Origin of the sequence: Streptomyces sp. NPDC051576 (assembly GCF_040681835.1) — a bacterium.
In the GTDB taxonomy this organism is placed as follows: domain Bacteria; phylum Actinomycetota; class Actinomycetes; order Streptomycetales; family Streptomycetaceae; genus Streptomyces.
Genome location: NZ_JBFAZO010000008.1, coordinates 175,513 through 200,442, shown reverse-complemented (window position 1 = coordinate 200,442; position 24,930 = coordinate 175,513). Strand labels below are relative to the sequence as shown.

Here is a 24,930-nt window from a genome sequence, read left to right as displayed (position 1 = left end):
TCACCGGTGCGCGCGGAGTCCGTCGAGGATGAGCGCGAGCATGTGGGGCGCCCGGTCCTCGGGGCTGGACGCGGCGCGCCACAACGCGCCGGTGAGTTGGAGGAAGTCGCCGGGGTCGGCGTCCACGCGGATGCTTCCGTCCTTCTTGCCGGCATCGAGGAGCTCTGTGATCGCGGCGATGACCGGCCCGTAGCTCTGCTCACTGATCGTCTGGTGCGCGCCCGGGCCGAGGGCGTCCCCGAGGCCGTGCTTTCTGCGCATGGCCTCGACGAGGTCGAGCGTCCAGTCGCGGAGCGCTTCCAGTGCAGGCAGCCGGGCCAGTAGGCCGGGCACGGTGCCGACGATGCGGGCCACCTCGTCCTGGTAGACGGCCAGGACCAGCGACTCGCGGGTGGGGAAGTTGCGGTACAGGGTGCCGGCGCCGACTCCCGCGCGCTGGGAGATCTGGTTCATCGACGTACTGCCGTCCGCCGCGAGCGCTTCGCGTGCGGCGGCGAGGATGCGCGCCCTGTTCTCACGGGCGTCTGAGCGGACCACAGGACCTCACCTTGCTAAGTGGAGAGTTCTCCACTACGTTATGCGGAGAGCTCTCCACATACTCTAAGGAGCGTCATGCGATACATCAAGCTCGGCATGACCGGTCTCGACGTGTCCCCGATCGCGATCGGCGCGATGACCTACGGCGAACCCGACCGCGGGCACCCCGTCTGGTCGAAGGGCGAACAGGAGGCGCGCCCGCTCATCAGGCACGCGCTGGAGGCGGGGATCAACTTCTTCGACACCGCGAACATGTACTCCAACGGCTCCAGCGAGGAGATCCTCGGCCGCGCGCTCAAGGACTTCGCCGACCGCGATGCCGTGGTGATCGCCACGAAGCTGCGCCATCCGATGCGGCTGGGACCCAACGGACGCGGCCTGTCGCGCAAGGCGATCATGACCGAGGTCGACCACTCCCTGCGCCGCCTCGGCACCGACTACATCGACCTCTACCAGATCCACCGCAACGACCGCTCCACCCCATGGGAGGAGACCCTGGAGGCGCTCAATGACCTCGTGAGGGTCGGCAAGGTCCGCTATCTCGGTGCCTCGTCCATGCACGCGTGGGAGTTCGCGAAGGCGCTGCGCCTGCAGAAGGAGAACGGCTGGGCTCGGTTCGTGTCGATGCAGGACCACTACAACCTGCTCGCGCGTGAGGAGGAGCGGGAGATGATCCCGCTGTGCCTGGACGAGGGCGTGGGCACGATCATCTGGTCGCCGTTGGCCCGCGGCCGCCTCGCCCGCGCGTGGGACGATGCCCGCTCGACGGCGCGCTCCGAGACGGACGGCGACTACGCGGACCTTCTGTACTCGCCCGAGCAGGAGGCGTCCAACCACGCGATCCTCGACGCCGTCGGGCAGGTCGCGGACGCCCACCGCGTCAGCCGCGCACAGATCGCGCTGGCCTGGCTGCGACGCCAACCGGTCGTCACCGCGCCGCTGGTCGGCGCCGGTTCGGTCCGGCAGATCGACGAGGCCGTCGCTTCCCTCGACATCGAGCTCACCGACGACGAAGTGCGCGCCCTGGAGGCCCCCTACACCCCCCGCTACGACTGGCAGGGCATCTCGGACGAAGCCGAGATGGAGGCCATCCGCCGACGCGTCCCGGGCATGGCCCTGGCGTGAACCCCATCGTCCGCTCGGGTGCCGCTGCCCGCGCCGGAGCCCTCCTCATCCTTCTCGGCCCGCTCGTGTCCTGGGTCGCCGAGTTCATCACCGCCGCGGCATGGCAGGACCCGCCGTACTCGCCCCTGTACAACTGGGTCAGCCACCTCGGCCTCACCGGTCCGCCGCAGACCGCGTTCGGACAGGTCGCCAACTCCCCCCTCGGCGCCGTCATGGACACCGGCTGGGTGATCTACGGCAGCCTCCTGATCACCGGCGCGTTCCTCTTGTTCGATCCGCGCAAGGGCACCCGCGCGATCAGCATCGTGATCCTCTCCGTCCTCGCCGGCGTCGGGGTCTCACTCGTCGGCATCTTTCAGGGCTCCAACGCCAACGTCGACAACGGCCTGATCGCCTTCCACACCTTCGGCGCGCAGGGCGTCATGCTGGCGGGCAACATCATGGCGATCGTCGTCGGAGCGAGCGGAACGCGCATCGGTCTCACCAAGGGCCGGTCGATCGCGAGCATCACCTTCGGCACCGTAGGACTGGTCGCGTTCCCCCTCTTCATGACCGACGTGTTCACCGGCTGGATGTGGAACGTCGGCCTCTTCGAACGCGCCGTGATCTACCCGATCATGATCGGCCACGCCCTCCTCGGAAGCAGTGTGGCCGCTGCCCAGCGGCATTGTGCGACGCACCCGCCGACCCCTCTTACCGCACTGGTCGAGAGCTGAGGAGACACACATGACACAAGTAGAGGAGACACGCATGACACGCGTACTGGTCACCGGAGGAACCGGATTCATCGGGAGCTGGTGCGTTCAGGCCCTGCTCGACGCCGGGTACACCGTCCGCACCACGGTCCGCGACCTGCGGCGCGAGCCGGACTTGCGCTCCTGGCTGCACTCGGCCGCGCCGTTCGACGACGACCGGCTCACGGTCGTACGCGCCGACCTCGAACGCCCCGACGGCTGGGACGCCGCCGTCGCCGACTGCGACTTCGTCCTCCACGTCGCCTCGCCGACCCTGCGCCATACACCGACGAACGACGACGACCTGGTGGGACCGGCCCGCGAGGGCGTCCTGCGGGTGCTGCGCGCCGCCCGCGACGCCCGAGTGCGCCGAACCGTCCTGACCAGCGCCTTCGGCGCCATCGGGATCGGACACCCTCCGCGCTCGACCCCGTTCACCGAGGAGGACTGGACCGACGTCGACAGCGACATACCGCCCTACCAACGGTCCAAGACACTCGCCGAACGCGCGGCCTGGCAGTTCGTCCAGGACGAAGGCGGCGGTCTGGAACTGGCGGCGGTTCATCCCGTAGGGGTCCTGGGACCGCTCCTCGGCCCGGACGACCCGCCGTCCCTCCGACTGGTTCGCAGAATGCTTGAGGGACGGGTTCCCGCGTGCCCTCCTTTCGGGATGGGCTTCGTCGACGTGCGCGACGTCGCGGATCTGCACCTGCGCGCGATGACCGATCCGGCGGCCGCCGGCGAACGCTTCCTCGCCATCGCCGGACACAGCCTGCGCGTCATCGACATCGCACGCGTTCTGCACGACCGCCTGGGTGAGCGGGCCGCGAAGGCCCCGACCCGTGAACTGCCCGTATGGGTCGCCCGCACCCTGGGCATCGTGAATCCGGAACTGCGCCTGCTCAAGCACCAGCTCGGCCAGGATCTCGACGCCACGAGCAGCAAAGCGGAGAAGCTCCTCGGGTGGCGAGCGCGTCCCATCGAGGACACCATCGCGGAGACCGCCGAGAGCCTCCTCGCCCACGGCATCGGGACCTGACCGGCCCGCAACCGACAGCTGCGACAACATGCCCTCGGCCAGACGGAACAGCGAGTCCCAGGCACTCAGTCTGGGCCCACAACACGTCGCGCAGGACAGTCCTCCTCTCGCAGGATGACAGCCACGCAGCATGTCGAGTTCCTGAACTACCCCGACAATGAGCGGCCGTTGGACCTCCAGTGGGGTGTCCGTATCGACGGCAGGGATCTGCGCGCGCACGCCGCCGACGCCACTCGCGGCCTCTGGCGTCAGGAGATCGAGGACGAGGGCCCGGCCGAGGAGGAACGCTTCCTGCTCGCCCAGCACGGCGGTCTCAGCGTCTCCGAGATCGACGACCCCGTACGCCACTTCCTCGGCGCCCCGGCACCGAGCTTCGCCGATCCCGCCGCCGGTACGACCCCGGTGCTGGGCTGCTCCTGCGGTATCTGGGGCTGCTGGCCCCTCCTGACGGTCATCAACGGCACTCCCGACGCCGTCACCTGGTCCACGTTCCGGCAGCCCTTCCGCAAGGAGTGGGGCGAACTCGCCATCGGCCCCTTCACTTTCGACCGCCGTGCCTACGAGGCCACGCTAACCGAGCCGACCCTCCTCACCTCGGATCCGTTGCGCACGCTCGACGAGACCATGCCGTGAAGGTCGGCGTGCGCGTCTCGCCGCCCACCCGAAATCACCGGAAAAAGTAATGGCCAGTATGTACCAGGGAAAATCCAGTTCATCAGTCCGCAAATCGATCACTGGATCGGTGTAATCGGCACCTACGCCGTACCGCCTGGCGATCTAGCGTCGGAGTGCACGGGGGCCGCACGGACCAGAAAGGCATCCAGACACTCATGCCCATCCCGCATACCGACGTCATGCCCGAAGCCGAGTTCGACGCCCCGGCCGTTTCGCGCGGCATCGGGCAGCCGCCCGCCGTCGACCTGCTGCTGCCGGTCGACGAACTGCCCGAGTCGTCGTCGGCGCCCGACCTGGTCTGCCGCCGCGTACGCGACGAGCTGATGCTCGACGGCAACGCGCGTCTCAACCTCGCCACGTTCGTGACGACCTGGATGGAGCCGCAGGCAAGGGAGTTGATGGCCGAGACCGCCGAGAAGAACCTCGCCGACCGCGCCGAGTACCCGCAGATCACGGCGATGGAGGAGCGCTGTGTACGGATGCTCTCGCGGCTCTGGCACGCGCCGCACCCGGAGCAGGTCCGCGGCTGCTCGACCACCGGTTCGAGCGAGGCCGCCATGCTCGGCGGACTCGCGCTCAAGCGCCGCTGGCAGGAGCGCCGGCGCGCCCAGGGCAAGGACACCGCGCGCCCGAACCTCGTCATGGGCGCGAACGTCCAGGTGTGCTGGAAGAAGTTCGCCAACTACTTCGAGGTGGAACCGCGTTACGTCCCGATGGAGCCGGGCCGCTACCACCTCACCGCCGACACGCTCACCGCGTACTGCGACGACAACACCATCGGCGTCGTGACCATCCTCGGTTCGACGTTCGACGGTTCCTACGAGCCGGTCGCCGACATCTGCATGGCGTTGGACGGATACCAGGCGGCCACCGGCACCGACATCCCCGTGCATGTCGACGGCGCGTCCGGCGCCATGGTGGCCCCGTTCCTCGATCCGGAACTCATGTGGGACTTCCAGCTCGAACGCGTCGCGTCCATCAACACCTCGGGACACAAGTACGGGCACGTCTTCCCCGGCCTGGGCTGGGCGTTGTGGCGCGACGCCGAAGCCCTCCCCGACGACCTGGTGTTCGAGGTCGACTACCTCGGCGGCAGCTCGCCCAGCTTCACCCTCAACTTCTCCCGCCCGGGCGCGCATGTCGTCGCGCAGTACTACAGCTTCCTTCGCTACGGCTTCGAAGGGCTGCGGAATCTGGCGTCCCAGAGCCGGACCACGGCCCGCGCACTCGCCGCTCGCATCCGCGCGATCGCCCCCTTCGAACTGATCACGGACGGCTCCGAACTCCCGGCCTTCGCCTTCCGGTTGGCCCCCGGCACCCAGGAATTCACGGTGTTCGACATCTCCCACGCCATGCGCGCACGCGGCTGGCATCTGCCCGCCTACAGCTTCCCCGCACCCTGCCAGGACGTCTCCGTCCTACGCCTGGTGGTACGCACCGGGTTCACCGCCGAACTCGCCGGCATGTTCATCGCCGACCTGACCGAAGTCACCAGGGGCCTCCACACCGCCCGACCGACACCGACGGCTCCGCGCCAGTCCCTCGTCATCGCCTGACAACGACGGTCGGCACCAACTTGCCCTGACGCAACGGGAGTTCGCCGGTCACGCCCGTACCGCAGCGCACGGTATCCCGCCCCGTGGCTGTGGTATGGGTGCGCCCAGGCCGTGGCTCACTGACAGACAGCACGGGCCGGGGTGGTTGTGCCGGATGCCCGAACAACGCGCCGCGGAAACCGCGACCGTGCCGCCGACGATGCAGAGGGCGGCGGACGGGCGGGCGTGGGGTGCTGCTGGTCCCGCGCCGTGGGGCCTGCGTGGACCGGGACGCGCTGCCGTCGGAGTACCAGCGCATCCTGGCCATCGTGCGCAACGCGGGCGGGACGGGCGGTCACGGTCAGGCAGGTCGGCGAGGTCCTGGGGCTGGAGGCGGCGGTGAGGGGCAAGCACGGCCGCTTCACCGTGCGCCTGTGACCAGCACTGCGCGTTCCCACCTGAAGGCGATCGACTCCCCGTTACGGTCGCTGCCGCCGGGGCGGATCGCGGTGCTCGTGCCGGCGATGCTGCGGCACGACCAGCGCCTGCTCGCCGCGAGGGCCTCACGGCTGGGCCGCGCACTGCGCAAGATGGCCAGGCGGGGCGGGGAGGTTGTGCTCATCAAGGGCGCCCTGACTTGAAGGCGGTCGGTCTCGCCCCTGTCGAACACAGCCTCGCGCATCTGAAGAACTGGCGGATCCTCGACAGGACCTCCGAGACAGCCGCCCACGACCAGCACATTCGAGGATGGCCCAGGCTCCCTATATCGCGGGCGTATCGAAAATCGCATACGCCGGCGCAACAGCCGTACGCCTTCAGTGGAAGCATGAACCAGAGCGCATCACTGTCAGCGCCAGATCCGTCCGACCGGGAAAGGACCGTGTTCTTAGACACGGATTCGGTGCAGGGCGTCGACCGGCGGCGGCTGTTCGGATGGGGCGGGCTGGCTGCCGCCGGCGTAGTGGCGGCAGGCGTGCCACTGGTGGGCGCCGGCATCGGCCACGCCGACTCGGCCGGGGACGACCGGGTCCCGCCGGACACCCTGCCCGGCGGAGCCTACGACCGATACGTGGCGCAACTGGCCGACGAGGGCAAGTTCTCCGGCGTGGTGCTGCTGTCACACCGGGGCCGCACGGTCCTGTCTCGCAGCTACGGCATGGCCGACGAGGAGAAGGGGATCCCCAACCGCGAGGGCATCGCGTTCAGCCTCAGTTCGGCGGGCAAGCCGTTCCACGCCGTGGCCGTCCTGCAGCTGGCGCAGCAGGGCAAGCTGCGGCTGTCGGACACGGTGGGCGCCCACCTGACCGGCTTCGCCGAGGACATCGCCGAGCAGGTGACCATCCACCACCTGCTGTCCGGTACATCAGGGCTGGATTCCCCGGATGAGGACGTGCAACGCGTCTTCCAGAGCCGGGACGAGGTTCGCGAGTACTACGAGCAGCGGGCCCGGCAGGCGAAACTGGTAGGCGTCCCGGGCACTCCCGACTCCGCCCACGCGGAGGCGGAGGTCACCATTTCCGCGCTGATCGTGGAGGCCGTGGCCGGCACGACGTACTGGGACTACGTCCGGGAGAACATCTTCAAGCGCTGCGGCATGACCAGCTCGGCGTTCTGCACCAGGCCGCAGTGGCTCACCGACCCGCACATCGCGCACCCGTACATGGAACTGGCCGACGGCAGCGTGGTGGACGCGCTCCGCAACCTGGACCAGGGCAGCCCCTACCCGGACGTACTCGGCAAGAACCCGGGTCGCACCTTCATCGACGCCCCCGGGGACGGCGGCTTCGCCACCGCGCCGGATCTGGCCCGGTTCGCGCGGGCGCTGACCGACGGCACGGTGCTCGACCGGCCCTGGGCCGACGTGCTCTTCGGGGCCAAAATCCCCCACGGGCCGACATCGTTCGGCGCGTACGGGCTCGCGATCGACATCGTCAACGGCCAGTGGGAGTACCAGCGTGCCGGTGGAAACCCTGGTGTCGGCGCCAACTGGAGCATCTACCCGTACACCGGCTGGGTCGCCGTCACCCTCATCAACCGCGACTCCGACAGCCTGGCCGACATCATCCAGCGGCAGACGCAGGCCATCACCGGCGCCGCGCCCTCCGGTGGGGCGGGCGGCTGAGGTGGAGAACATGAACCACAGCCCCTCCCCGTCAGCACTGCCCAGCCGGACCATGTTCGCCGGCCGGGTGGGTCTGTTGCCGCTGCGGATCCTGGTACTCGGGGCGAGCTGCTCGGTCCTGGTCGAGACCGCACAGTACGTCCTGCGGCTGGACAGGGTGTCGTCCGTGGATGACGTACTGGTCAACGCCGCCGGCGCCGTGCTGTCGGGGCTGGCGTCGCGCCGCCGGTGGCGCACTACGGCGGAGATGCCGTCGGACCAGCCTCTGCGCACCCGTCGGCGCCGATTTCGTGATGACAATAGGCTTCACGCATGCACGTACTGATCGTGGAGGACAAGCCCTACCTGGCCGAGGCGGTCCGTGACGGTCTGCGGCTGGAGGCGGTTGCCGCCGACATCTCCGGCGACGAATACCACTTCGCCAACGCCGTGCACATCACCGTCTCCGCACTGCGTGAACGGCTCGGCGAACCATGGATCATCGCCACGGTGCCCGGCGTCGGCAACCGGATCGACACCGGTATGCACACCGTCGCCCCCGGCAGTACGTATGCATAGACGCCCAGGGCTCAGCGCTCGACTGAAACTCGCCCTCAGCTACGCCGGATTCGTTCTGCTCGCCGGCGTTCTCCTGCTTGCCGTGGTGTGGGTGTTCCTGCTGCGCTACGTACCGGACAGCGATGTTGGTCTTCTCAGGATCGCACCCAACCGCTACGTCCTCCTGCAAGTCTTCGTCCCCGCCGCAGCCGCGGCGATGGTCTTCCTGCTCGTCTTCGGACTCCTCGGAGGATGGATCCTCGCCGGCCGGATGCTCTCACCGCTCACACAGATCACGGATGCGGCCCGGACGACCGAGAAGGGATCGCTGTCCCACCGGATCCGCATGAAGGGCCGCCAGGACGAATTCCGTGAACTGTCCGACGCGTTCGACTCGATGCTCGAACAACTGGAGTCCCACCTCGCCGAGCAGCAGCGATTCGCCGCGAACGCCTCCCACGAACTGCGCACCCCGCTGGCGATCTCGCGGACGCTCCTCGACGTCGCCCGCAAGGACCCCACGCGGGAAGGGGATGAACTCATCGAACGCCTGCATACGGTCAACCAGCGGGCGACCGACCTCACCGAGGCCCTCCTGCTGCTCAGTCGCGGCGACCGCGGAATCCTCACCCGCGAGAGCGTCGACCTCTCCCTCATCGCCGAAGAAGCCGCCGAAACGCTGCTTCCCCTCGCAGAACAGCGCCGGATCACGCTGGACGTCACCGGCGGACCGGCTCAGACCAGCGGCTCCGCGGAGCTCCTGACGCGGATAGTGACCAACCTCGTCCAGAACGCCATCGTCCACAACCTCCCCGCCGATGGCGCCGTAACGGTCCACACCGAGGCGCACGGCGACACGAGCGTGCTGCGCGTCGAGAACACGGGTCGCCGGCTCCCACCGGAACTGGTACCGACCCTCATCGAACCCTTCCAACGCGGAACAGAACGGGTACGCACCGACGAATACGCCGGCGTCGGCCTCGGCCTGGCCATCGTGCACAGCATCGTCCGCGCCCACGACGGGACCCTCGACCTCGTCCCCAGCCCCGCCGGCGGCCTCCTCGTCACGGTCAGGCTTCCCGGCACGCCGTAGGCGTCGTTCCCCGAGCGGGCCCGCTCGGGCCGGCGCCGTTCCTGGCAATCAGGCCGAGCGCCGACGTCGACCTCCGGAGCGAACACCTGGAGCCGAAGCACTGTCGGCGGCCTCGTGCCCGCCAACGCTGCGGCCGGCCGGCCCGGTCGTCAATCATGCGGTGCCGTACGGCAGGACCTGCCCGGCGGCCGCATCGGCGACGGCCTGCGCCATCTGCACGGGAGTTCATCGGTCTCAGGTGCTGATGGGGGAAGCGATCACCACGGTGATATCGACTTCCTCGGCATCGGTCCGGTAGAAGTGCGGCGCATCTCCGGCAAAGGCGAGCATGTCGCCCGGACCAAGGTCCTGCGGCGCTTCGACCGGCCCCGCCGTGACGTTCCCGGTGGCGACCAGCAAATGCTCGACAGTGCCGGTGGCATGCGGTACCCCCGCCAACTCCGTCTCCGGCGGAATACCCAACCGCCAGATCTCCAGACTGTTGCCACTGCTGATCCGACGTAGCAACTCCCTGGAGAGCTCGCCCGGTTCGATGTCCGTGCCGCGGCGGAAGACCGGCCCGGTGTCCGCGTCACGCGCCAGCAGGTCGGCGATCGGGATCCGCAGGGCGATGGCGATGGCGTCGAGGGTGTCGATCGTCGGATTGCCGTTGCCGGCCTCCAACTGCGACAGCGTCGCCTTGCTCAGCCCGGCGCGCCGCGCCATCTCCGCGGCGCTCATCCCGCGCTGCTGACGGCGCAGCCGGATCTTCGCGCCGACGGCGGCCGCGGTGCTGCTCACCGGTTGGCGGCCGGACGGAGGCGTCATCAACGGCTCCGGTGGGTCGCGGTGTAGGACACGCGGATACGGCCCTTCTTGACCTTCAGCGTCGGCAGCCCTACGTCGGCCAAGTCCCCGAGGCTGCGGACATGCGTGCCCCCGCAGGGCGCGGAGTGCAGCGCGCCGAGACGCACCACGCGCCGCCCGTCGGAGAAGTGCCCAGCGGCGACCGGCAGATCATCGGCGACCGCGTCCGCCACCGCGGAGCGCAGGACGGCGGTCACCTCCTCCCGTCCCTCCGGGTCGGCCAGCCGCGCGTCCGTGTCGGGCGCCTGGAACTCGATCCGGGCCTGGCCGGGAAAGTGGATGCTCCCGGCCATCTCCCACCCCTGCGCCCGCCCGACCGCCTCGACGAGATGCCCGGCGGTGTGCAGCGCGGCGTGCAGCATCCGGGTCCTCAGGTCGATGCGGGCCCGCGCCCGCTCCCCCACGGCGAGGGACGGCAGGCCGCCGTCCCCGGCCGCCGTCACCACGACCAGTCCGGACTCGCGGTCCCGCACCGGAACGATCTCCGTGTCCTCCAGCCACCCCCGGTCCGCGGGCTGGCCCCCGCCCTGCGGATGGAACGGACAGTGTTCGACGGCAGCCCATGGCGTTCCGTCCCTCTCGCCGACCGCGATCACCCGCGTATCGACCTGCTCCAGGTAGCGTCGAACGCATCGTTCGTTTTAATCAACGCATCCGATCGCCCGCTATCGCGCCAATAGTGGCGCCGACTCCGCCACAGCCCGAGGACACGCCTCCGCCCCCGCGAGCCCCGCATGCCCTCCCTGTGCCGTGCATCTATCCGACCCTGCGCTCACTTCACACACTCCCCGCACCCCTGTCACACGAGAAACACATCAAGCCGATCCCGAACGGGGCGCCGGCCATGGGGCAGACGGGGTGCGCGCCAACGCCTAGCCTCCCGGGCCATGCGATCACCACGTATGAGACGCCTCGGTCTCGCCACCGTCCTCGGTCTCCTCCTCGCCGTCTTCGGCCTGGCCCCGAGTGCGAGCGCGGCGGACGCCGACCTGACCTTCGCCACCGACTCCGCCACCACGACGCCCGGCGGCGCGGTGCAACTCTCGATGACGCTGACCAACAACAAGACCTACGACATCCTGTTCGTCTACCAGACGCTGGAACCCACCTGGCTGACCACCCAGCGGCCCGACCTCAAGTACAGCTTCACGAGCTGCGCCCTGACGACGGACACCGGCAGCACCCCCTGCTCCGGCGTCGGACCCACCGACATCGGCCCGGACTACGGCGCCACCATCCCGCCCGGGCAGAGCCGGACCGTGACCCTGACGCTCCAGATCGCCGCCGACTCGGCCTGCAACGGCGACATCGGCTTCTACTCGTACTACTACTCCGAGTTCAGCGACTCGACGAACGTGAGCGGCGGCCCGGTCTACACGCCGGAGACACGCGTCCTCTGCGCCTGAGGCACCCGTTTCGCCCCGCCGATCGCCCGACCGGTGGGGCGAAGTGCCTTGTCCGGCAGGCGTGTTCGCGAAATAGGACCGGACCGACATCCGCACCGCGCCCGCCGAAGTGTCGTCCGGAAAAAAGTCCCTGTTCATTCGGTTGTTCCCGAACCCCACCGGCACCCCTGCCTATCGTGCGCCGGAACAGATCGTTCCGCCCCCGATCCAGAGTGCCCGGAGCAACCACCATGTCCTTCCGGACGTTTGGCCGTTCCCACCGTCCCGCCCTCCTCGCCACCTCCACCCTGTCCTCCCGGTCCGCGCGGAGCGCCGCCGTCATAGCAGCGGAGACGTCATGAGCACGCGGCCCACACTGGCCGTGGCACACCGGGGCGACCCGTGGGCCGCGGTGGAGAACACCCTGGACGCCGTACGACGAGCGGCGGGCGCGGGTGCCGCCGCGATCGAGGTGGACCTGCGACGCACGGCGGACGGCGTCGTCGTACCGCGACTACCGGGACCCGGAGGTCGCGGTGGCCATGTTCTGCGGGGCGGCGGAGGCGATGGCCGCGGTCCGCGAGCGTGACGAACGGATCTCCCTGTTCCTCTCCTGGTACGGCGAACAGCCGCCGTCCGAGGGCGTGTTGGGGACCGTACGCCCGCAGTACTTCAATCCCGAGCACCGGTTCCTGAGCAAGGAGTCGGTGGCGTACTGGCCTGCGCGCGACGTGCTGGTGAGCTGCTGGACGGTGGACGACGCGGACCGGCGTGCCGAACTGCTCGCCTGGGGCGCGGACGCGATCATAAGCAACGACGTGAACGGAGTGGTGAAGAGCTGTGGCGAACGGACATGACCTGGACGGGGCTCTGCGGGTGGCCGTGGAGTTGGCGGAGTGGGCCTCGGCGGCGATCCGGGACGGGAACGCGGGAGGCGCGGGTCCGGTCCGGCAGAAGGCGAGCCCGGCCGATATCGTCACGGACACGGACGAGGCGGTGGAGCGGCACGTGCGGGCGGTGCTGCGGCGGGAGTTCCCCGGCTGGGGCATCGACGGCGAGGAGTACGGCGCCGAGGACGGCGCGTCGGACGAGGCCCCGCACTGGGTGATCGACCCCGTGGACGGAACGACCAACTACGCCCACGGACTTGGCTGGTGCTCGTTCTCGCTGGGCCTGGCGGAGCCGGACGGCACACCCTTGCTGGGGCTGGTGGCGGACCCGTGGCGGCGCGAGGTCTTCACCGCGGTGCGCGGCAAGGGCGCGCACCTGAACGGAATCCCGATCCACGCGGCGGACCACACCACACTCACCGGCCATGTGTTCCTGACGGAATGGGCGGCCCACGCGCACTGGCCGGGCCTGGACGCCCTGCTCACCCAACTCGCCGCCCGGCACTGCACGGCCCGCGTCATGGGCTCGACCGCCCTCTCCCTGGTCCAGGTCGCGGCGGGCCGGGCGACGGCCGCCGCGATCGGCGAGTTCCACCCCGTGGACGGCCTGCCGGCCCTGCTGATCGCGACCGAGGCGGGCGCGGTGGCCATGCCCCGACTTCCGGCGTACGACGAACCGTTGCTGCTCGCTGCACCACACGCGGCGGCGGAGGCACAGGAGTTGTGGCGCACGACGGTCGGACGGTAGCGGGTTGGTGAACACCGCGACCGTCACGTGCCTCAGGAGCGGCACCCCGACGCCGGTCGCGCCTCTCCTCGCCGTTCGAAAGGCAGTTGCCGATCCGGTGCCGGTCATGAACGATCTCGGATCATGACGACGAGCACTGGCCGCCCACCTGCCCGCCCCCTCGCGCTGATCACCGGAGTAGGGCGGACCGTCGGCATCGGTGCGGGTATCGCCGATCGGCTGGCAGCCTCCGGCTGGGACATCGCCTTCACCTACTGGTCTCCCTACGACGAACGCATGGACTGGGGCGTCGAGCCCGGCGCCACCGGCGCGATCGCCGATGCCCTCGCCGAACACGGTGCCGCCACCACGGCCGTCGAGGCGGATCTCGCCGATCCGGACACTCCGGCCCAGGTCTTCGACGAGGTCGAACGGCGACTCGGCAAGGTCACCGCCCTGGTGATGTGCCACTGCGAGTCGGTCGACTCCGGTCTGCTGGACACCACCGTCGAGAGCTTCGACCGGCACTTCGCGGTCAACGCGCGCGCCACCTGGCTGCTGATCCGCGAATACGGCCGGCGGTTCGCCGCCACGCCGGGAAGCGGGCGGATCATCGCCCTCACCAGCGACCACACCGTGAACAACCTTCCGTACGGCGCGAGCAAGGGTGCCCTGGACCGCATCACCCTCGCCGCGGCCCATGAATTCGCCCACCTCGGTGTCACCGCCAACGTCATCAACCCGGGCCCGGTGGACACGGGTTGGATGACGGACGAGGGGCGTGCGCACATGGTTCGCCAGACGCCGCTGAACCGTCTCGGCACCCCGCGGGACACCGCTCACCTCGTCGACTTCCTCTGCTCACCGGAAGGCCAGTGGGTCAACGGCCAACTCCTCATGAGCAATGGCGGTTTCGCGTAGCGGCACCCCCGCGTACCGGCTTCAGGAGACCTTGACCCCCAGCAGGTCGACCGGGGCGATCACCGGCGGCGCGCTCAGCTTGGTCTGCGCGGCCTCCCCCAGTGCCGCGGCGATCCGACCCATCAGGTGTGCCTGGCGTCCCTGCTCGTCCTCGAAGGTGTCGAAGACCCCGAAGGTGGTGGCGTTCTCACGGAACGCGAACCACGTCACCGTGCCCTCCTCCCGCTCGGCCAGCTCCTGCGCGCCGCGCAGCATGGCCTCCACCTCGTCGGCGAATTCGGGCTTGGCCTCGATGCGTACCAACAGACCGACCTTCACTGTGACCACTCCTTGCCTACGAACCGCCGGGCTCCCGGCGCACGACGAACCTATGGCGGCGACCGGTGATCACATCAGCGGCAGAAACGACACGGTTGATACCGTTCCCGCCATGGATGTAGCGGTCGTCGTCTACGACGGAGTGTTCGACTCGGGGCTCTCGGCCATCCTCGATGTGCTGAACTACGCCAACGCGCTGGGCGGGCGGATCCACGAGTCGTCGCCGATCTGGAACGTGACACTGGTCGGCCCCGCCCCGCAGGTGCGGACCGGTTCCGGATTCCTCGTGGCGCCCGAGCCGCTGGAGGTAGCCGAGACGGCGGATCTGCTCGTCGTTCCGGCGCTCGGGCAGAGCGACGCCGCCGCGCTGCTCGACCAGGTCGGCGGTGAGGAGTCCCGTCCGGTGCGGGACCTCGTGGTGCGAACCCGCGCCCGGGGTGCGCCCGTTGCCTCGGCGTGCGCGGGTACCTTCCTCCTGGCCGAGGCGGGAGTCCTGGACGGGCTGCGCGCCACGACGACCTGGTGGTTGTCGCCGGCGTTCCGGAGCCGCTATCCCAAGGTGCGCCTCGATCACAGCCGGATGGTCATCGCCTGCGACGGCATCACCACCGCCGGCGCGGCGTTCGGCCATGTCGATCTCGCGCTGGCGATCGTCCGGACCGGAAGCCCCGCGCTCGCCGACCTGGTCGCCCGCCATCTCGTGGTCGACGAACGCCCCTCGCAGGCCGCGTACACCATTCCCAGCGCACTGGCCCAGAGCGATCCCACCGTCGCGGCCTTCGAACTCTGGACTCGGGAGCACCTGGCCGAGCCCATCACCATCCCCGAGGCGGCCGGCGCCATCGGTGTCAGCGAGCGGACGCTGCAGCGTGCCGTGCAGCGCACCATGGGCACATCACCCATCCGCTTCGTCCAGGACCTGCGGATCGAGCGCGCCTCCCATCTGCTGCGCACCACCGGTCTGTCCCTGGAGACCATCTCCAGGAAGGTCGGTTACGAACACCCCAATACCCTGCGGGTGTTGCTCCGCGAGCGCACCGGGAAGACCACGTCGGCCCTCCGCGGCAGCAGGTGATGTCAGGTCGTCGGGTCGGTTCAGGGGATGAGCACGATCTTCCCGCGCGTGTGGCGCTGTTCGAGTTCTGCGAACGCGTCGCGGACGCGGTCAAGCGGGTAGGCGGCGGCGATGGGGATCTCGATACGGCCGGAGGCGACGAGGTCGGCCATTTCGGTGAGGACCTCGCGGGTCGAGGCGTCGACGCTGCCCGCGCTCCTGGTGCCGAGTTCCTGTGCCTTCTGGAACGAGATGATCGTCTCGATCCGGTCCACGGGGATGCCCAGATCGGCGGCGAGTTGGACGTACTGGGGACCGAAGAGGTCGATGAAGGCGTCGATCCCGTCGGGTGCGGCGGCGGTGAGGGTCTCGGCGAGCCGGTCGCCGTACGGGACCGGGGTCGCGCCATGGGCGGTCAGCCAGTCGGCGTTGGCGGGTGAGGCGATGCCGAGGACGTGTGCGCCCCGTACGGCGAGGAGTTGGACGACGACGGTGCCCACACCACCGGCGGCGGCCGAGACGGCGACGGTCTCACCGGGCTTGGGGGCCGCCGCGTCGACGGCGGCCCAAGCGGTGCAGCCGACGACGTAGAGGCAACCGGCCACCTCCCAACTGAGGGCGGCCGGCTTGGGGATGAGCTGCGACGCCGGTACGACAGCGTGGGTGGCGTGGCTGGAGCGGCCCCAGGAGAAGCCGAGGACCTCGTCTCCGAGGCCGAAGTCGGTTACGTCCGCGCCGAGTTCGGTGACGACACCGGCGAGGTCGCTGCCCTGGCCGGACGGGAACGTCGCGGGGAGCCGCTCATGCATCGCGCCCGAACGGATCGCCGCCTCGCCGGGGTTGATGCCGGCCGCCCGGACCTCGACGAGGACCTCTCCGGCGGCGGGGTGGGGCATCGGCACCTCGTCGACGTGGAGGACGTCACGGTCGCCGTACTGGTCGAAGCGCACGGCTCGTGCTGCTGCGGGGCTCATCGGGTCTCCTTCGTCAGGGGTGTTGGCGCCGGCGGGGTGGCGGTGCGGAGCACGGCGAGTGCATCGGCGAGGTGACCGAGTGCCGCGTCCGGGAGTGGAGCGGCCAGCCGGGTCCTCAGTTCGCGGTCGAATACCGGACCGGCCTCAGTCACCAACTCCTCTCCAGCCGCCGTCAGTTCGACGATCGAGGAGCGGCGGTCGGTGTCGTGGGGCCGACGGGTGCAGTGGCCCAGTCTCTCCAGCCGGTCGACGGCCTGGCTGGCGCCGCCGACGGTGATCGAGAGGGCGGCAGCTATGTCGTTCACCCGGCAGGAGCCCGCGCGTTCGACGACGAGCAGCACGTTCAGACCGCCCAGAGTCACACCGCACTCGTCCCGGAGCCGGGCATCGATCCCGTTCCACAGGTCCGTCTCGAAACGCACCAGGTCGTCGAAGACTTGCCGCAGGTCCACGGGCGGGGCCCCTTTCCGCTAGATGCATTAGCTCTAATCATCTTAGCTCTAATGCACTGGCCCCCTTGCGGGCCGCCGTGACGTCGCCCTAGCGTTCCGGGATGGATCTCTTCTCACGCTCCTGGACCGCGCTGCTCACGGCGGTCGCCGGCCTTGAGGACGAGGACTTCACCCGCCCGTCGGGCTGCGCCGGCTGGCTGGTGCGGGATCTGGTCTGTCATCTGGTCCTCGACGCCCAGGACGTGTTGATCACCCTCGTGACTCCGGCCGACACGGAACCGACCCGCGACGCGGTGACGTACTGGACGGTCACGCAGACGCCCCCCACCGGCGAGGACCCGCTCGACGCACTGATCGTCCGGCTGGCCGCCGCGTACGAGGAGCCCTGGCTGCTCAAGTTCCATCTGGACGACGTCGGTTCGGCCGCCGGCCGGGCCGCCCGGCTCGCCGATCCGGGCCTGCGGGTCGGCACCCAGGGCGAGGTGCTCACCGCGGGCGACTATCTCTCCGCGTACGTCTTGGAGTGGGCCCTGCACCATCTCGACCTGGTCGCACACCTCCCGCACAGGCCGGGGCCGCCCGCGGAAACGCTCGCCGGGGCACGCGAGTTGCTGGAGAGGATCGCCGGGGCCGCGTTCCCCGCTTCGTTCTCCGACCGGGACGCGTTGCTCGTCGGTACCGGTCGGCGCGCTCCGACGGATGCGGAGAGGGCCCACCTGGGCGCTCTAGGCGTCAAGTTGCCACTCGTCCTCGGGTGACTTGTCGGCAACTCGGGGTGGATGCAGCCGAGTTGCCGACGTGTCGAGAGCGGCCGTGTCACTCAGATCGCGGCGGCCGCCGCGCGTCCCGCCTGGCGGCCGGAGAACAGGCAGCCACCGAGGAAGGTGCCCTCCATCGAGCGGTAGCCGTGCACTCCCCCGCCGCCGAACCCGGACACCTCACCGGCCGCGTACAGACCGGGAATCGGTGTGCCGGAGGCGTCCAGGACGCGGCCGGAGAGGTCGGTCTGGAGCCCGCCGAGGGTCTTGCGGGTGAGGATGTTGAGGCGGACGGCGATCAGCGGTCCGGCGCTCGGGTCCAGGATCTTGTGGATCGCGGCCGTGCGGCTGAGTGAATCCCCCGGGTAGGAAAGGGCGTTGCGGATGCCCATCACCTGGGCGTCCTTCGAGTACGGGTTGTCGATCTCCCGGTCCCGTGCCTCGATCTGCCGCTGGAGGTCGGCCAGTTGGATCAGGCCGTCGCCGGTGAGCTTGTTCATCCCGAGGACCAGTTCGGAGAGACTGGAGGCGGTGACGAAGTCGACCCCGTTCTTCCTGAACTTCTCGATCGGCTCCGGCGTCTGCCAGATGCGCGAGAGCAGCATCAGGATGTCCTTGTTGGTGAGGTCCGGGTTCTGCTCGGAGCCGGAGAGGGCGAACTCCTTCGCGATGATCTTGCTCGTGGTAACGAACCAGGAGTAGTCGTAACCGCTCGCGGTGATCGAACCCAGAGTGTGGAGCGTGTCGTAGCCCGGCATGTCGGGGGCGGAGAACCGCTTGCCCTTGGCGTCGAACCACATCGACGACGGTCCCGGCAGGATGCGGATGCCGTGGTTGGGCCAGATCGGGTCGTAGTTCCTGAGGCCCTCGGTGTAGTGCCACATCCGGTCGGGGTTGACGATACGGCCGCCCGCCGACGCGGTGATCCCGAGCATCCGGCCGTCCACGTAGGCGGGTACGCCGGTGATCATGGTCTTGGGCGCGTTGCCGAGCCGGGCCGGCCAGTTCTGCCGTACGAGATCGTGGTTGGCGCCTATGCCGCCCGAGGTGACGATGACGACCGGGGCGCTGAGTTCGAAGTCGCCCACCACCGTGCGGGAGGTGGCCTTGCCGCGCTGGGCCGTGCTGGGTTCGAGGATCGCGCCGCGTACGCCGGTGACGGCGCCGCCGGTGCGGACGATCTCGTCGACGCGGTGCCGGAACTTGAAGGTCACCTTCCCGCTGGCGACCCCGGCCCGCACCTGCTTCTCGAACGGCTCGACCACGGCCGGGCCGGTGCCCCAGGTGACGTGGAAGCGGGGCACGGAGTTGCCGTGCCCGTCCGCGAGGCCGCCGCCGCGCTCGGCCCAGCCGACTATCGGGAACCAGCGGATGCCGAGGCCGTAGAGCCAGGACCGCTTCTCGTTGGCCGCGAAGTCCACATACGCCTCGGCCCACTTGTGGGCCCAGTAGTCCTGGCCGGTCGGGTCGTCGATGCCGCGGTCGAAGCCCGCCGTGCCCAACCAGTCCTGCCAGGCCAGCTCTTGGGAGTCCTTGATGCCCATGAGCCGCTGCTCGTCGGAGTCGATCAGGAACAGGCCGCCGAAGGACCAGAACGCCTGGCCGCCCAGGTTGGACTCGGGTTCCTGGTCCAGGAGCAGCACCTTCTTGCCGGCGGCGACCAGTTCGGCCGTCGCGACCAGTCCGGCGAGGCCGTGGCCGACCACGATGGCGTCGGCGTCCGAGGTGTCGGCCGCGAACGCCGGTACCGCGTGCGCCGCGAGGGCGGCGCCGGCGGCGACACCGCCGGCCACCGTCAGGGCTCTTCGTCTGCTGATCACCGTGGGGGACGGCGCACTTTCCATGGGGTGCCTTCCGAAGAGGTACGGGAGGTGCGGGAGGTGCGGCGGACACGTGGAGCGTGGCCGCGACACCTCTGTTGTTACCGCCGGTAGCACCCAGGGAAACCAAGCCGTGTCGGGAGTGTTGCGGAAGTGGGGTTCAGGCCAGGTCGAGCGGGCCGTCGCGATCGACAAAACGGCCCGAACCGGCACCGGGTCCCTCGGTCGCGAGACGCACGATCGCATCCGTCCCCTCGGTGACGGTCTGGGGACCGCTGTGCCCGTTGAGATCGGTCGCCGTGTAGCCGGGATCGACGGCGTTGACGCGAACGTCCTTGAATGCCTTGGCATATTGGGTGGTCAGCATCGTGAGGGCCGCCTTGGACGCGGTGTACAGGGGCGCTACGACGGAGGACTCGATCCGCGACGGGTCGTGGGTGAGGGCGAGCGACCCCATGCCGCTGCTGACGTTGATGACGACCGGGTCCGAGGACCGGCGCAGCAGCGGGAGGAAGGCGGTGGTCGTGCGGACCACGCCGAAGACGTTGACATCGAAGACGCCGAGCGCGTCCGCGCCGGTCAGGTCGGTGGGGTCGCCGTGCGGCCCGTGCACACCGGCGTTGTTGATCAGGACGTCCAGGACGCCTTCGTGTGCCGCGACATCGGCCGCGGCGGCGGTGACGGAGACGTCGTCGGTGACGTCGATCCGGACGAACCGCGCGCCCAGCGCGGCGGCGGCCGCCGCGCCCCGCTCCTCGTCGCGGGCTCCGACGATCACGGTGTGGCCGAGGGCGAGGAGGCGGCGGGCGGTCTCGTGGCCGAGACCCTTGTTGGCTCCGGTGATGAACGTGGTGGTCATGCGTCGATCGTCCCCACGGGGCCGGTGCCGTGCCAGGGACGCCACGACCGTAGGAACGGCATTACCAGGATCGGGAGTTGGGGCAGGATGGAGGACATGGCGACGAACGAGGGGCTCGGTCTGGGTGCGACGATCCGGGCCTGGCGGGAGCGGCTGGCACCGTCGGCCGTCGGGCTGCCGTCCGGCCGGTCCCGCCGCGCGGCCGGCCTGCGCCGCGAGGAACTCGCCGAGCGCGCCGGTCTGTCGGTCGACTACGTCGTACGACTTGAGCAGGGGCGGTCCACGGCGCCCTCGGCCCAGGTCGTCGCCTCGCTGGCGCGCGCCCTGCGGCTGACCGCCGTAGAGCGGGACCACCTCTATCGCATGGCCGGGCTGGTCCCGCCGAACGACGAGCCGATCCCCGACCGCATCCCGCCGGGCGTGCGGCGCGTCCTGAGCCGGCTCGCAGACGTGGCGGTCGCCGTGTTCGCCGCCGACTGGCAGTTGATCTGGTGGAACCACGGATGGGCGGCGCTGCTCGGCGACCCCTCCACCAAGCCGCCCGAACTCCGCAACTTCGCCCGCGAGCGATTCCCGATCGGATCCGGCGACGACGTACGCATCGCCTCGTGGCCGGTGCTGGTGCGCGACGGCGACAGCTCGGACCTGGCCGTCGTCTCCGACCTGCGCCGCGCCACCGGTCGCTTCCCCCACGATGCCCGACTGGCCGAGCTGATCCGTCAACTGACCGCGGGCAACGCGACGTTCGCCCGGTTGTGGGCGAGCGGCACAGTGGCCGCACACCGTGAGGACCGCAAGACGGTCGATCATCCCGGGGTCGGGCCCGTGGACGTGGACTGCGATGTCCTGACGGACGGCGACTCCGACCTGAAGATCGTCATCCTGACGGCGGCGCCGGGCAGTTCGGACGAGGCAAGGCTACGGCGGGCCATGGCCGACGCGAGCGACAGCACTCCCGCGCCTGTCCTCTGACCGGGTCAGTGGCGGGCGAACTGGACCCGTGTGGACTGTGTGACGTTCGGTCGCACCGCGAGGGCGCCGACGGTGAGTTGTTCGCCGTAGATGTCGGTGAGCCTGATCTCGCCGCCGCAGCCGGTGCCGTCCTCGGAGAGGAAGTAGTTGTAGTCCGCGCGCGCCAGTTGACGCCAGCCACCACCCGAGCGGACCTCGAGGCGGGCCAGCGGATTGCGGTGACCGATCGCCTGGATGCCGCACCAGTAGCGGGTGGAACCGGTCTTGTAGCGGATCGAGATCGTGTCGGACGTACTGGGGCTCACCAGGTTCCAGGTGATCGGGATCCGCCCGGCGGACGGGCTGGCGAGCTTGGCGAAGGCCTGGGCGCTGAGGTCGATCTGGCCGGGCGCGCAGTCTCCCGGGCACTCGTTGGTGATGCGGACCGTCACGGTGGCGCCGTTTGCCGCGTGCACGAGTACGTACGCCCCGCACGCCTTGGACGACTCGTAGTCGGCGGTGTTCATCGCGCCGGTCAGGACGTCGCTGCTCGGGTCGTACAGACAGGCGCCGCTGCCGTCCGCGTCGTAGAAGGTGGCGACTCCTCGGTAGGTGACACCGGGCCGGATGCGTCCCGCCAACGAGGCGGTGCTGGAGACCTGTTGGCGGGCCTTGGTGGGCGACGGTGCGGCCGAGGTGGCGGTCGCGTGGCTGGTCGGCGTCGTCGACGGCTTCTTCGACGCGTCGGTCGGTCGCGCGGAGGCGGTCGAAGTGCCGCTCGCGGACGGCGAGTTGGTCGCTGAGCCGGTGACGGTGGGTTCGGACACCGCTCGTCCGGCCGCGGCTGTGACCTCCTCGCCGCTCTTGTCGCCGGGCAGAAGCACCAACGCAAGTGAGACGACGATGAGTACTGCGGCCGCCGACAAAAACAGCCACCGCTTCGACACCGGACCTCCTTGACGGCCGCCACCCGCTGCTCGGAGTGAGGGAGGCAGCGATCGTGTCAGGCCCGGGGACACAGCGGCAAGCCCTTTCCATGAAGGCGCAGTTGGGGGCGGGTGTTGCCTCCTCGGGCCGCTGGGTCTCATGGGGCGCGCTTGCGGTGAGGGTCGGTCAGTGAGAATCGAAGCCGTTGGCCCGGCTCCACCGCAGAGTTGTGTTCCTGCCGAAGACGACCCGTTGACCGTCCGCGGAGACGGAGACCCGTTCCCAGCCGTCGAAGTTCTTCGTGACGTCGACGCTCCACTCGGTCAGGCCGCCGGTGGCGACCGCGGCGATGGACTCGGTCGGAGGCTCACCGTCGTAGCAGTACGGGCCGAAGTCCGCGATCGCCGCGACGGTGCCGTGATTGGCGCGCAGTTCGATGCCCTGGCATGCGTCGGTGCCGGTGCGGTAGATGACGGACGGTTCGGTCCAGGCCCTCTCCCGGGGACTGTAGTGCTGCTCGACGAGTCCCTTGCCCCGCCGGTAGTGCAGGGCCACACGGCGGCCGTCGTCGAGTTTCACCTCCGCGTTGTACGGGCTCGGACTGCCGCTCCAAGGGAGGTCGCTCTTCTCCAACTCGGAGGCGTACACAGAGGAGTTCGGGGTGGGGCTCGCCGTAGGGGCTTGCGTCGCCGACTCCGGGTGACCGCATGCCGGCGCGATCAGCATCACCAGCGCCGCAGCCGTTGTTCTGGCCAGCGCCTGGATGCGGGGCTTGGGCATACGGGCCTCCTGTCGCCTCGTCGCAGGCAGCATAAGCGTCGGTCTAACTGCCGCCGTGGGCTGCCCGTTGCTCAGCAGGTCCCTCGCGGCTTGGAGGGTGTCGTGTTCGGAGGCTACCGGCGGTGATCTGCTCGGCCGGCCAGTGGGCGAGGGCCCATTTGGCGGCCGTGGGGTCGGCCGGTGGCTCGAAGAACAGGCCCAGCTCGTCGACTACTTGGTCGAAGAGCTCAGGTGCGTCGGGCTCCTCCCGTCGTGCAAGACCGGCCAGGAGGGGGACGGACGGACTGTCGACGTCCGCGAGGAGTGCGTCCAGCCCCGCCTGGATCAACTGGTCGGATCCCACGTGCCGACCGAAGGCACGGGTTTCCCCGGCGCCCCGCAGATCAAGTCGTCGGCGGGGCAGCCAGTGCCGCACTACCGCTTCACGGTGTGGCCGCTCGTGCCGTCCAGATGCGGCGTTCCGCGCTCAGTGGGTCGTCGAGGGTGTGCGGGGTGGTGTCCCAAGTCATCGTCGTGCGGCGCTTGTTGGTGTAGCGGGGCCAGTCGGGGCCGGGGTCGAGATCGCGGATGAAGGCGACCCAGGCGGCGTGCATCGCCTCGGCGAGGGGCTGGGGCGGGTGTGGGCCCGTCACGGCCGTGACGCGTTCGGCGTTCAGGAGGTCGAAGGCGAAGGGGATCTCGATGCAGTGGGCGGCGCTGCCCCAGGTGAAGTGGTAGAGCCAGGTGGGGAGTTCGTGGTGGGCGCGGGCCTCGGCGAGGGCGAGTGAGGGGCCGCGGAAGATGGCGTCGGTGAGGGCCTGGCCCATGCTCTGCGCCGGGTCCTCGTCGGCGCGGAGGGCGAGGTACTCGCCCACTGCGGTGGGGTCGAGGCCGTGATTGCCCAGCATGGCTTGTACGGCTTCGGGCGGTGCGGGAGGCGGGGTGGTGCCGGCCGGGGGGTTGAACTCGTGGCGAGTGAAGCCGAGGAGGAGGGGGACGGGGGCAGTGGTGCCGGCCGCGAAGGCGTCGGGGACGGGGAGTGGTATCAACTCCCCGTCTGCGAAGGGGGCGAGGGCCAGTCCTGCGTCGGGGGTGGCGAGGGCGTCCTGGAGTGCGAGCAGTTCGTCGTCGGTGAGGTCGCGGAGCGCTGAGGCGAGGGCGGGGACGCCGGTGCGTTCGGTGAGGCGGGCCGAGTCGGCGAGGGCGTCGCGCGGGAGCTGGGGGGACCTGACCGCGCCGGACTGGGAGATCGCGGCGCGGAAGAGTCCGTGTGCGGAGGGGGTGGCCATCAGGGTCTGCGCGGCGCCGCCGCCGGCCGACTGACCGGCGACGGTGACTTTCCCGGGGTCGCCGCCGAAGGCCTCGATGTTGTCGCGGACCCAGGTCAGCGCGGCGATCCAGTCGAGCACACCGCGGTTGTCGGGGGCGTCGTCGAGGTGGAGGAAGCCCTCGATGCCGAGCCGGTAGCCGATCGACACGAGGACGACTCCGTCCCGGGCGAAGGCCGCGCCGTCGTACCAGGGGCTGGCGGCGGATCCGGCGACGTAGCCGCCGCCGTGGATCCAGACGAGAACCGGCAGGTCGGCTCCCGGGCGCGGGGCCGGGGTGAAGACGTTGAGGTTCAGGACTCCGTCGCCCGGGATCGTGGGTTCGGGGATGGTGGTGGGGCCGTCGAGGACGAAGGGGCGGCGTTGTGCGGTGGGCCCGTACCGGGTGGCGTCGAGTGGTTCGGTCCACGGCCTGACCGGAACGGGTGCGGCGAAGCGGAGTGCGCCGACCGGGGGTTGGGCGTAGGGGATGCCGAGGAAACGGGCGGTGGTGTGCTGCCACGTCCCGAGGACGGGTCCCTGGGACGTGGCGGCGATCACGGACTGAGGCACGGAGCGACTTCC

The 24,930-nt window shown here is 69.9% G+C and carries 28 protein-coding genes and 3 pseudogenes; 19 read left to right on the top strand and 12 right to left on the bottom strand.

The genetic code is table 11. The annotated features are described in order from the left end of the window. A complete protein-coding gene (locus AB0M63_RS26475; protein ID WP_355915423.1) occupies positions 1-537 on the bottom strand; it encodes a TetR/AcrR family transcriptional regulator in 537 nt (178 codons plus the stop codon). 75 nt (positions 538-612) lie between these two features. Here AB0M63_RS26475 and AB0M63_RS26470 point away from each other — a divergent pair, with 75 nt between their 5' ends. From AB0M63_RS26470 to AB0M63_RS26420, 11 genes and pseudogenes are all read left to right on the top strand, one after another. Continuing rightward, on the top strand, positions 613-1,662 hold the full coding sequence (locus AB0M63_RS26470) for an aldo/keto reductase (protein WP_366021154.1): 1,050 nt from the start codon (positions 613-615) through the stop codon (positions 1,660-1,662). Continuing rightward, positions 1,659-2,378: a DUF998 domain-containing protein gene (locus AB0M63_RS26465; protein WP_366021153.1), complete on the top strand. Its 720-nt coding sequence runs from the start codon at positions 1,659-1,661 to the stop codon at positions 2,376-2,378. The genes AB0M63_RS26470 and AB0M63_RS26465 overlap by 4 nt, the downstream gene beginning before the upstream one ends. Positions 2,379-2,412: 34 nt before the next feature. Next, positions 2,413-3,435 (top strand): NAD-dependent epimerase/dehydratase family protein, encoded by a 1,023-nt coding sequence (locus AB0M63_RS26460; protein WP_366021152.1) that lies wholly within the window; start codon positions 2,413-2,415, stop codon positions 3,433-3,435. Between the two features lie 114 nt (positions 3,436-3,549). After that, positions 3,550-4,068 (top strand): hypothetical protein, encoded by a 519-nt coding sequence (locus tag AB0M63_RS26455; protein WP_366021151.1) that lies wholly within the window; start codon positions 3,550-3,552, stop codon positions 4,066-4,068. A gap of 197 nt (positions 4,069-4,265) precedes the next feature. Continuing rightward, a complete protein-coding gene (locus tag AB0M63_RS26450; protein ID WP_366021150.1) occupies positions 4,266-5,666 on the top strand; it encodes a glutamate decarboxylase in 1,401 nt (466 codons plus the stop codon). 413 nt (positions 5,667-6,079) lie between these two features. Further along, a complete protein-coding gene (locus AB0M63_RS26445; RefSeq protein WP_366021149.1) occupies positions 6,080-6,286 on the top strand; it encodes a hypothetical protein in 207 nt (68 codons plus the stop codon). A 239-nt stretch (positions 6,287-6,525) separates the two neighbouring features. Beyond that, complete coding sequence (locus tag AB0M63_RS26440; protein ID WP_366021148.1) at positions 6,526-7,767, top strand: serine hydrolase domain-containing protein; 1,242 nt, start codon at positions 6,526-6,528, stop codon at positions 7,765-7,767. Positions 7,768-7,852: 85 nt separating this feature from the next. Further along, positions 7,853-8,092 (top strand): annotated as a pseudogene (locus tag AB0M63_RS26435) (VanZ family protein); the annotation flags it as partial. Further along, positions 8,080-8,175 (top strand): annotated as a pseudogene (locus tag AB0M63_RS26430) (response regulator transcription factor); the annotation flags it as partial. The pseudogenes AB0M63_RS26435 and AB0M63_RS26430, both read left to right, overlap by 13 nt. A 9-nt stretch (positions 8,176-8,184) precedes the next feature. Further along, positions 8,185-8,325, top strand: a pseudogene (locus AB0M63_RS26425) (response regulator transcription factor); the annotation flags it as partial. Continuing rightward, complete coding sequence (locus AB0M63_RS26420; protein WP_366021147.1) at positions 8,318-9,397, top strand: HAMP domain-containing sensor histidine kinase; 1,080 nt, start codon at positions 8,318-8,320, stop codon at positions 9,395-9,397. The pseudogene AB0M63_RS26425 and the gene AB0M63_RS26420, both read left to right, overlap by 8 nt. Before the next feature lie 234 nt (positions 9,398-9,631). On the opposite strand, the gene AB0M63_RS26415 is transcribed toward AB0M63_RS26420, so the two are convergent. Together AB0M63_RS26415 and AB0M63_RS26410 are read right to left on the bottom strand one after the other, a co-directional pair. Next, the gene (locus tag AB0M63_RS26415; RefSeq protein ID WP_366021146.1) at positions 9,632-10,204 is read right to left on the bottom strand and encodes an XRE family transcriptional regulator; all 573 of its coding nucleotides are present in this window, start codon (positions 10,202-10,204) and stop codon (positions 9,632-9,634) included. Next, complete coding sequence (locus tag AB0M63_RS26410; RefSeq protein WP_366021145.1) at positions 10,204-10,716, bottom strand: metal-dependent hydrolase; 513 nt, start codon at positions 10,714-10,716, stop codon at positions 10,204-10,206. The genes AB0M63_RS26415 and AB0M63_RS26410 overlap by 1 nt, the downstream gene beginning before the upstream one ends. Before the next feature lie 429 nt (positions 10,717-11,145). Between AB0M63_RS26410 and AB0M63_RS26405 the strand changes: the two genes are divergently transcribed. The 5 genes from AB0M63_RS26405 (at position 11,146) to AB0M63_RS26385 (ending at position 14,166) form a co-directional block, all read left to right on the top strand. After that, positions 11,146-11,649 (top strand): hypothetical protein, encoded by a 504-nt coding sequence (locus tag AB0M63_RS26405; protein WP_356053921.1) that lies wholly within the window; start codon positions 11,146-11,148, stop codon positions 11,647-11,649. Positions 11,650-11,986: 337 nt separating this feature from the next. Continuing rightward, positions 11,987-12,217 carry a glycerophosphodiester phosphodiesterase family protein gene (locus AB0M63_RS26400; RefSeq protein WP_366021144.1) on the top strand — a complete coding sequence of 77 codons (231 nt, stop codon included), beginning with the start codon at positions 11,987-11,989 and terminating at the stop codon, positions 12,215-12,217. Next, the gene (locus tag AB0M63_RS26395; protein WP_366021325.1) at positions 12,165-12,485 is read left to right on the top strand and encodes a hypothetical protein; all 321 of its coding nucleotides are present in this window, start codon (positions 12,165-12,167) and stop codon (positions 12,483-12,485) included. The genes AB0M63_RS26400 and AB0M63_RS26395 overlap by 53 nt, the downstream gene beginning before the upstream one ends. Next, entirely contained in the window at positions 12,469-13,266 is a 798-nt protein-coding gene (locus tag AB0M63_RS26390; RefSeq protein WP_366021143.1) for an inositol monophosphatase family protein, read from the top strand. The genes AB0M63_RS26395 and AB0M63_RS26390 overlap by 17 nt, the downstream gene beginning before the upstream one ends. Before the next feature lie 123 nt (positions 13,267-13,389). Continuing rightward, positions 13,390-14,166 (top strand): SDR family oxidoreductase, encoded by a 777-nt coding sequence (locus AB0M63_RS26385; RefSeq protein WP_366021142.1) that lies wholly within the window; start codon positions 13,390-13,392, stop codon positions 14,164-14,166. A gap of 21 nt (positions 14,167-14,187) precedes the next feature. Here AB0M63_RS26385 and AB0M63_RS26380 read toward each other — a convergent pair whose 3' ends face one another. Beyond that, positions 14,188-14,484 carry an antibiotic biosynthesis monooxygenase gene (locus AB0M63_RS26380; protein WP_366021141.1) on the bottom strand — a complete coding sequence of 99 codons (297 nt, stop codon included), beginning with the start codon at positions 14,482-14,484 and terminating at the stop codon, positions 14,188-14,190. A gap of 112 nt (positions 14,485-14,596) precedes the next feature. Between AB0M63_RS26380 and AB0M63_RS26375 the strand changes: the two genes are divergently transcribed. Continuing rightward, entirely contained in the window at positions 14,597-15,559 is a 963-nt protein-coding gene (locus tag AB0M63_RS26375) for a helix-turn-helix domain-containing protein (protein ID WP_366021140.1), read from the top strand. Positions 15,560-15,579: 20 nt separating this feature from the next. Here the strand turns inward: AB0M63_RS26375 and AB0M63_RS26370 are convergent, their stop codons facing one another. Both AB0M63_RS26370 and AB0M63_RS26365 read right to left on the bottom strand, forming a co-directional pair. Then, positions 15,580-16,512 carry an NADP-dependent oxidoreductase gene (locus tag AB0M63_RS26370; protein ID WP_366021139.1) on the bottom strand — a complete coding sequence of 311 codons (933 nt, stop codon included), beginning with the start codon at positions 16,510-16,512 and terminating at the stop codon, positions 15,580-15,582. After that, positions 16,509-16,964 (bottom strand): MarR family winged helix-turn-helix transcriptional regulator, encoded by a 456-nt coding sequence (locus tag AB0M63_RS26365; RefSeq protein WP_366021138.1) that lies wholly within the window; start codon positions 16,962-16,964, stop codon positions 16,509-16,511. Before AB0M63_RS26365 ends, AB0M63_RS26370 begins: the two co-directional genes overlap by 4 nt. A gap of 101 nt (positions 16,965-17,065) precedes the next feature. Here AB0M63_RS26365 and AB0M63_RS26360 point away from each other — a divergent pair, with 101 nt between their 5' ends. Beyond that, on the top strand, positions 17,066-17,722 hold the full coding sequence (locus tag AB0M63_RS26360; protein ID WP_366021137.1) for a maleylpyruvate isomerase N-terminal domain-containing protein: 657 nt from the start codon (positions 17,066-17,068) through the stop codon (positions 17,720-17,722). Positions 17,723-17,784: 62 nt separating this feature from the next. Here AB0M63_RS26360 and AB0M63_RS26355 read toward each other — a convergent pair whose 3' ends face one another. Together AB0M63_RS26355 and AB0M63_RS26350 are read right to left on the bottom strand one after the other, a co-directional pair. Further along, positions 17,785-19,566 (bottom strand): FAD-binding dehydrogenase, encoded by a 1,782-nt coding sequence (locus tag AB0M63_RS26355; protein ID WP_366021136.1) that lies wholly within the window; start codon positions 19,564-19,566, stop codon positions 17,785-17,787. A gap of 136 nt (positions 19,567-19,702) precedes the next feature. Continuing rightward, positions 19,703-20,401 carry an SDR family NAD(P)-dependent oxidoreductase gene (locus AB0M63_RS26350; protein ID WP_355915356.1) on the bottom strand — a complete coding sequence of 233 codons (699 nt, stop codon included), beginning with the start codon at positions 20,399-20,401 and terminating at the stop codon, positions 19,703-19,705. An 87-nt stretch (positions 20,402-20,488) separates the two neighbouring features. On the opposite strand from AB0M63_RS26350, the gene AB0M63_RS26345 reads away from it, so the two are divergent. After that, positions 20,489-21,373, top strand: coding sequence for a helix-turn-helix transcriptional regulator (locus AB0M63_RS26345; protein ID WP_366021135.1), 885 nt, complete (start codon positions 20,489-20,491; stop codon positions 21,371-21,373). Between the two features lie 5 nt (positions 21,374-21,378). Here the strand turns inward: AB0M63_RS26345 and AB0M63_RS26340 are convergent, their stop codons facing one another. The 4 genes from AB0M63_RS26340 to AB0M63_RS26325 all read right to left on the bottom strand — a co-directional run bounded on the left by AB0M63_RS26340 (position 21,379) and on the right by AB0M63_RS26325 (position 24,918). Beyond that, positions 21,379-22,299 (bottom strand): expansin EXLX1 family cellulose-binding protein, encoded by a 921-nt coding sequence (locus AB0M63_RS26340; RefSeq protein ID WP_366021134.1) that lies wholly within the window; start codon positions 22,297-22,299, stop codon positions 21,379-21,381. Positions 22,300-22,465: 166 nt separating this feature from the next. After that, the gene (locus AB0M63_RS26335) at positions 22,466-23,059 is read right to left on the bottom strand and encodes a hypothetical protein (RefSeq protein ID WP_366021133.1); all 594 of its coding nucleotides are present in this window, start codon (positions 23,057-23,059) and stop codon (positions 22,466-22,468) included. 43 nt (positions 23,060-23,102) lie between these two features. Beyond that, complete coding sequence (locus AB0M63_RS26330) at positions 23,103-23,402, bottom strand: hypothetical protein (RefSeq protein WP_366021132.1); 300 nt, start codon at positions 23,400-23,402, stop codon at positions 23,103-23,105. Positions 23,403-23,481: 79 nt separating this feature from the next. Beyond that, complete coding sequence (locus tag AB0M63_RS26325) at positions 23,482-24,918, bottom strand: carboxylesterase family protein (RefSeq protein ID WP_366021131.1); 1,437 nt, start codon at positions 24,916-24,918, stop codon at positions 23,482-23,484. Between the last annotated feature and the right edge of the window lie 12 nt (positions 24,919-24,930).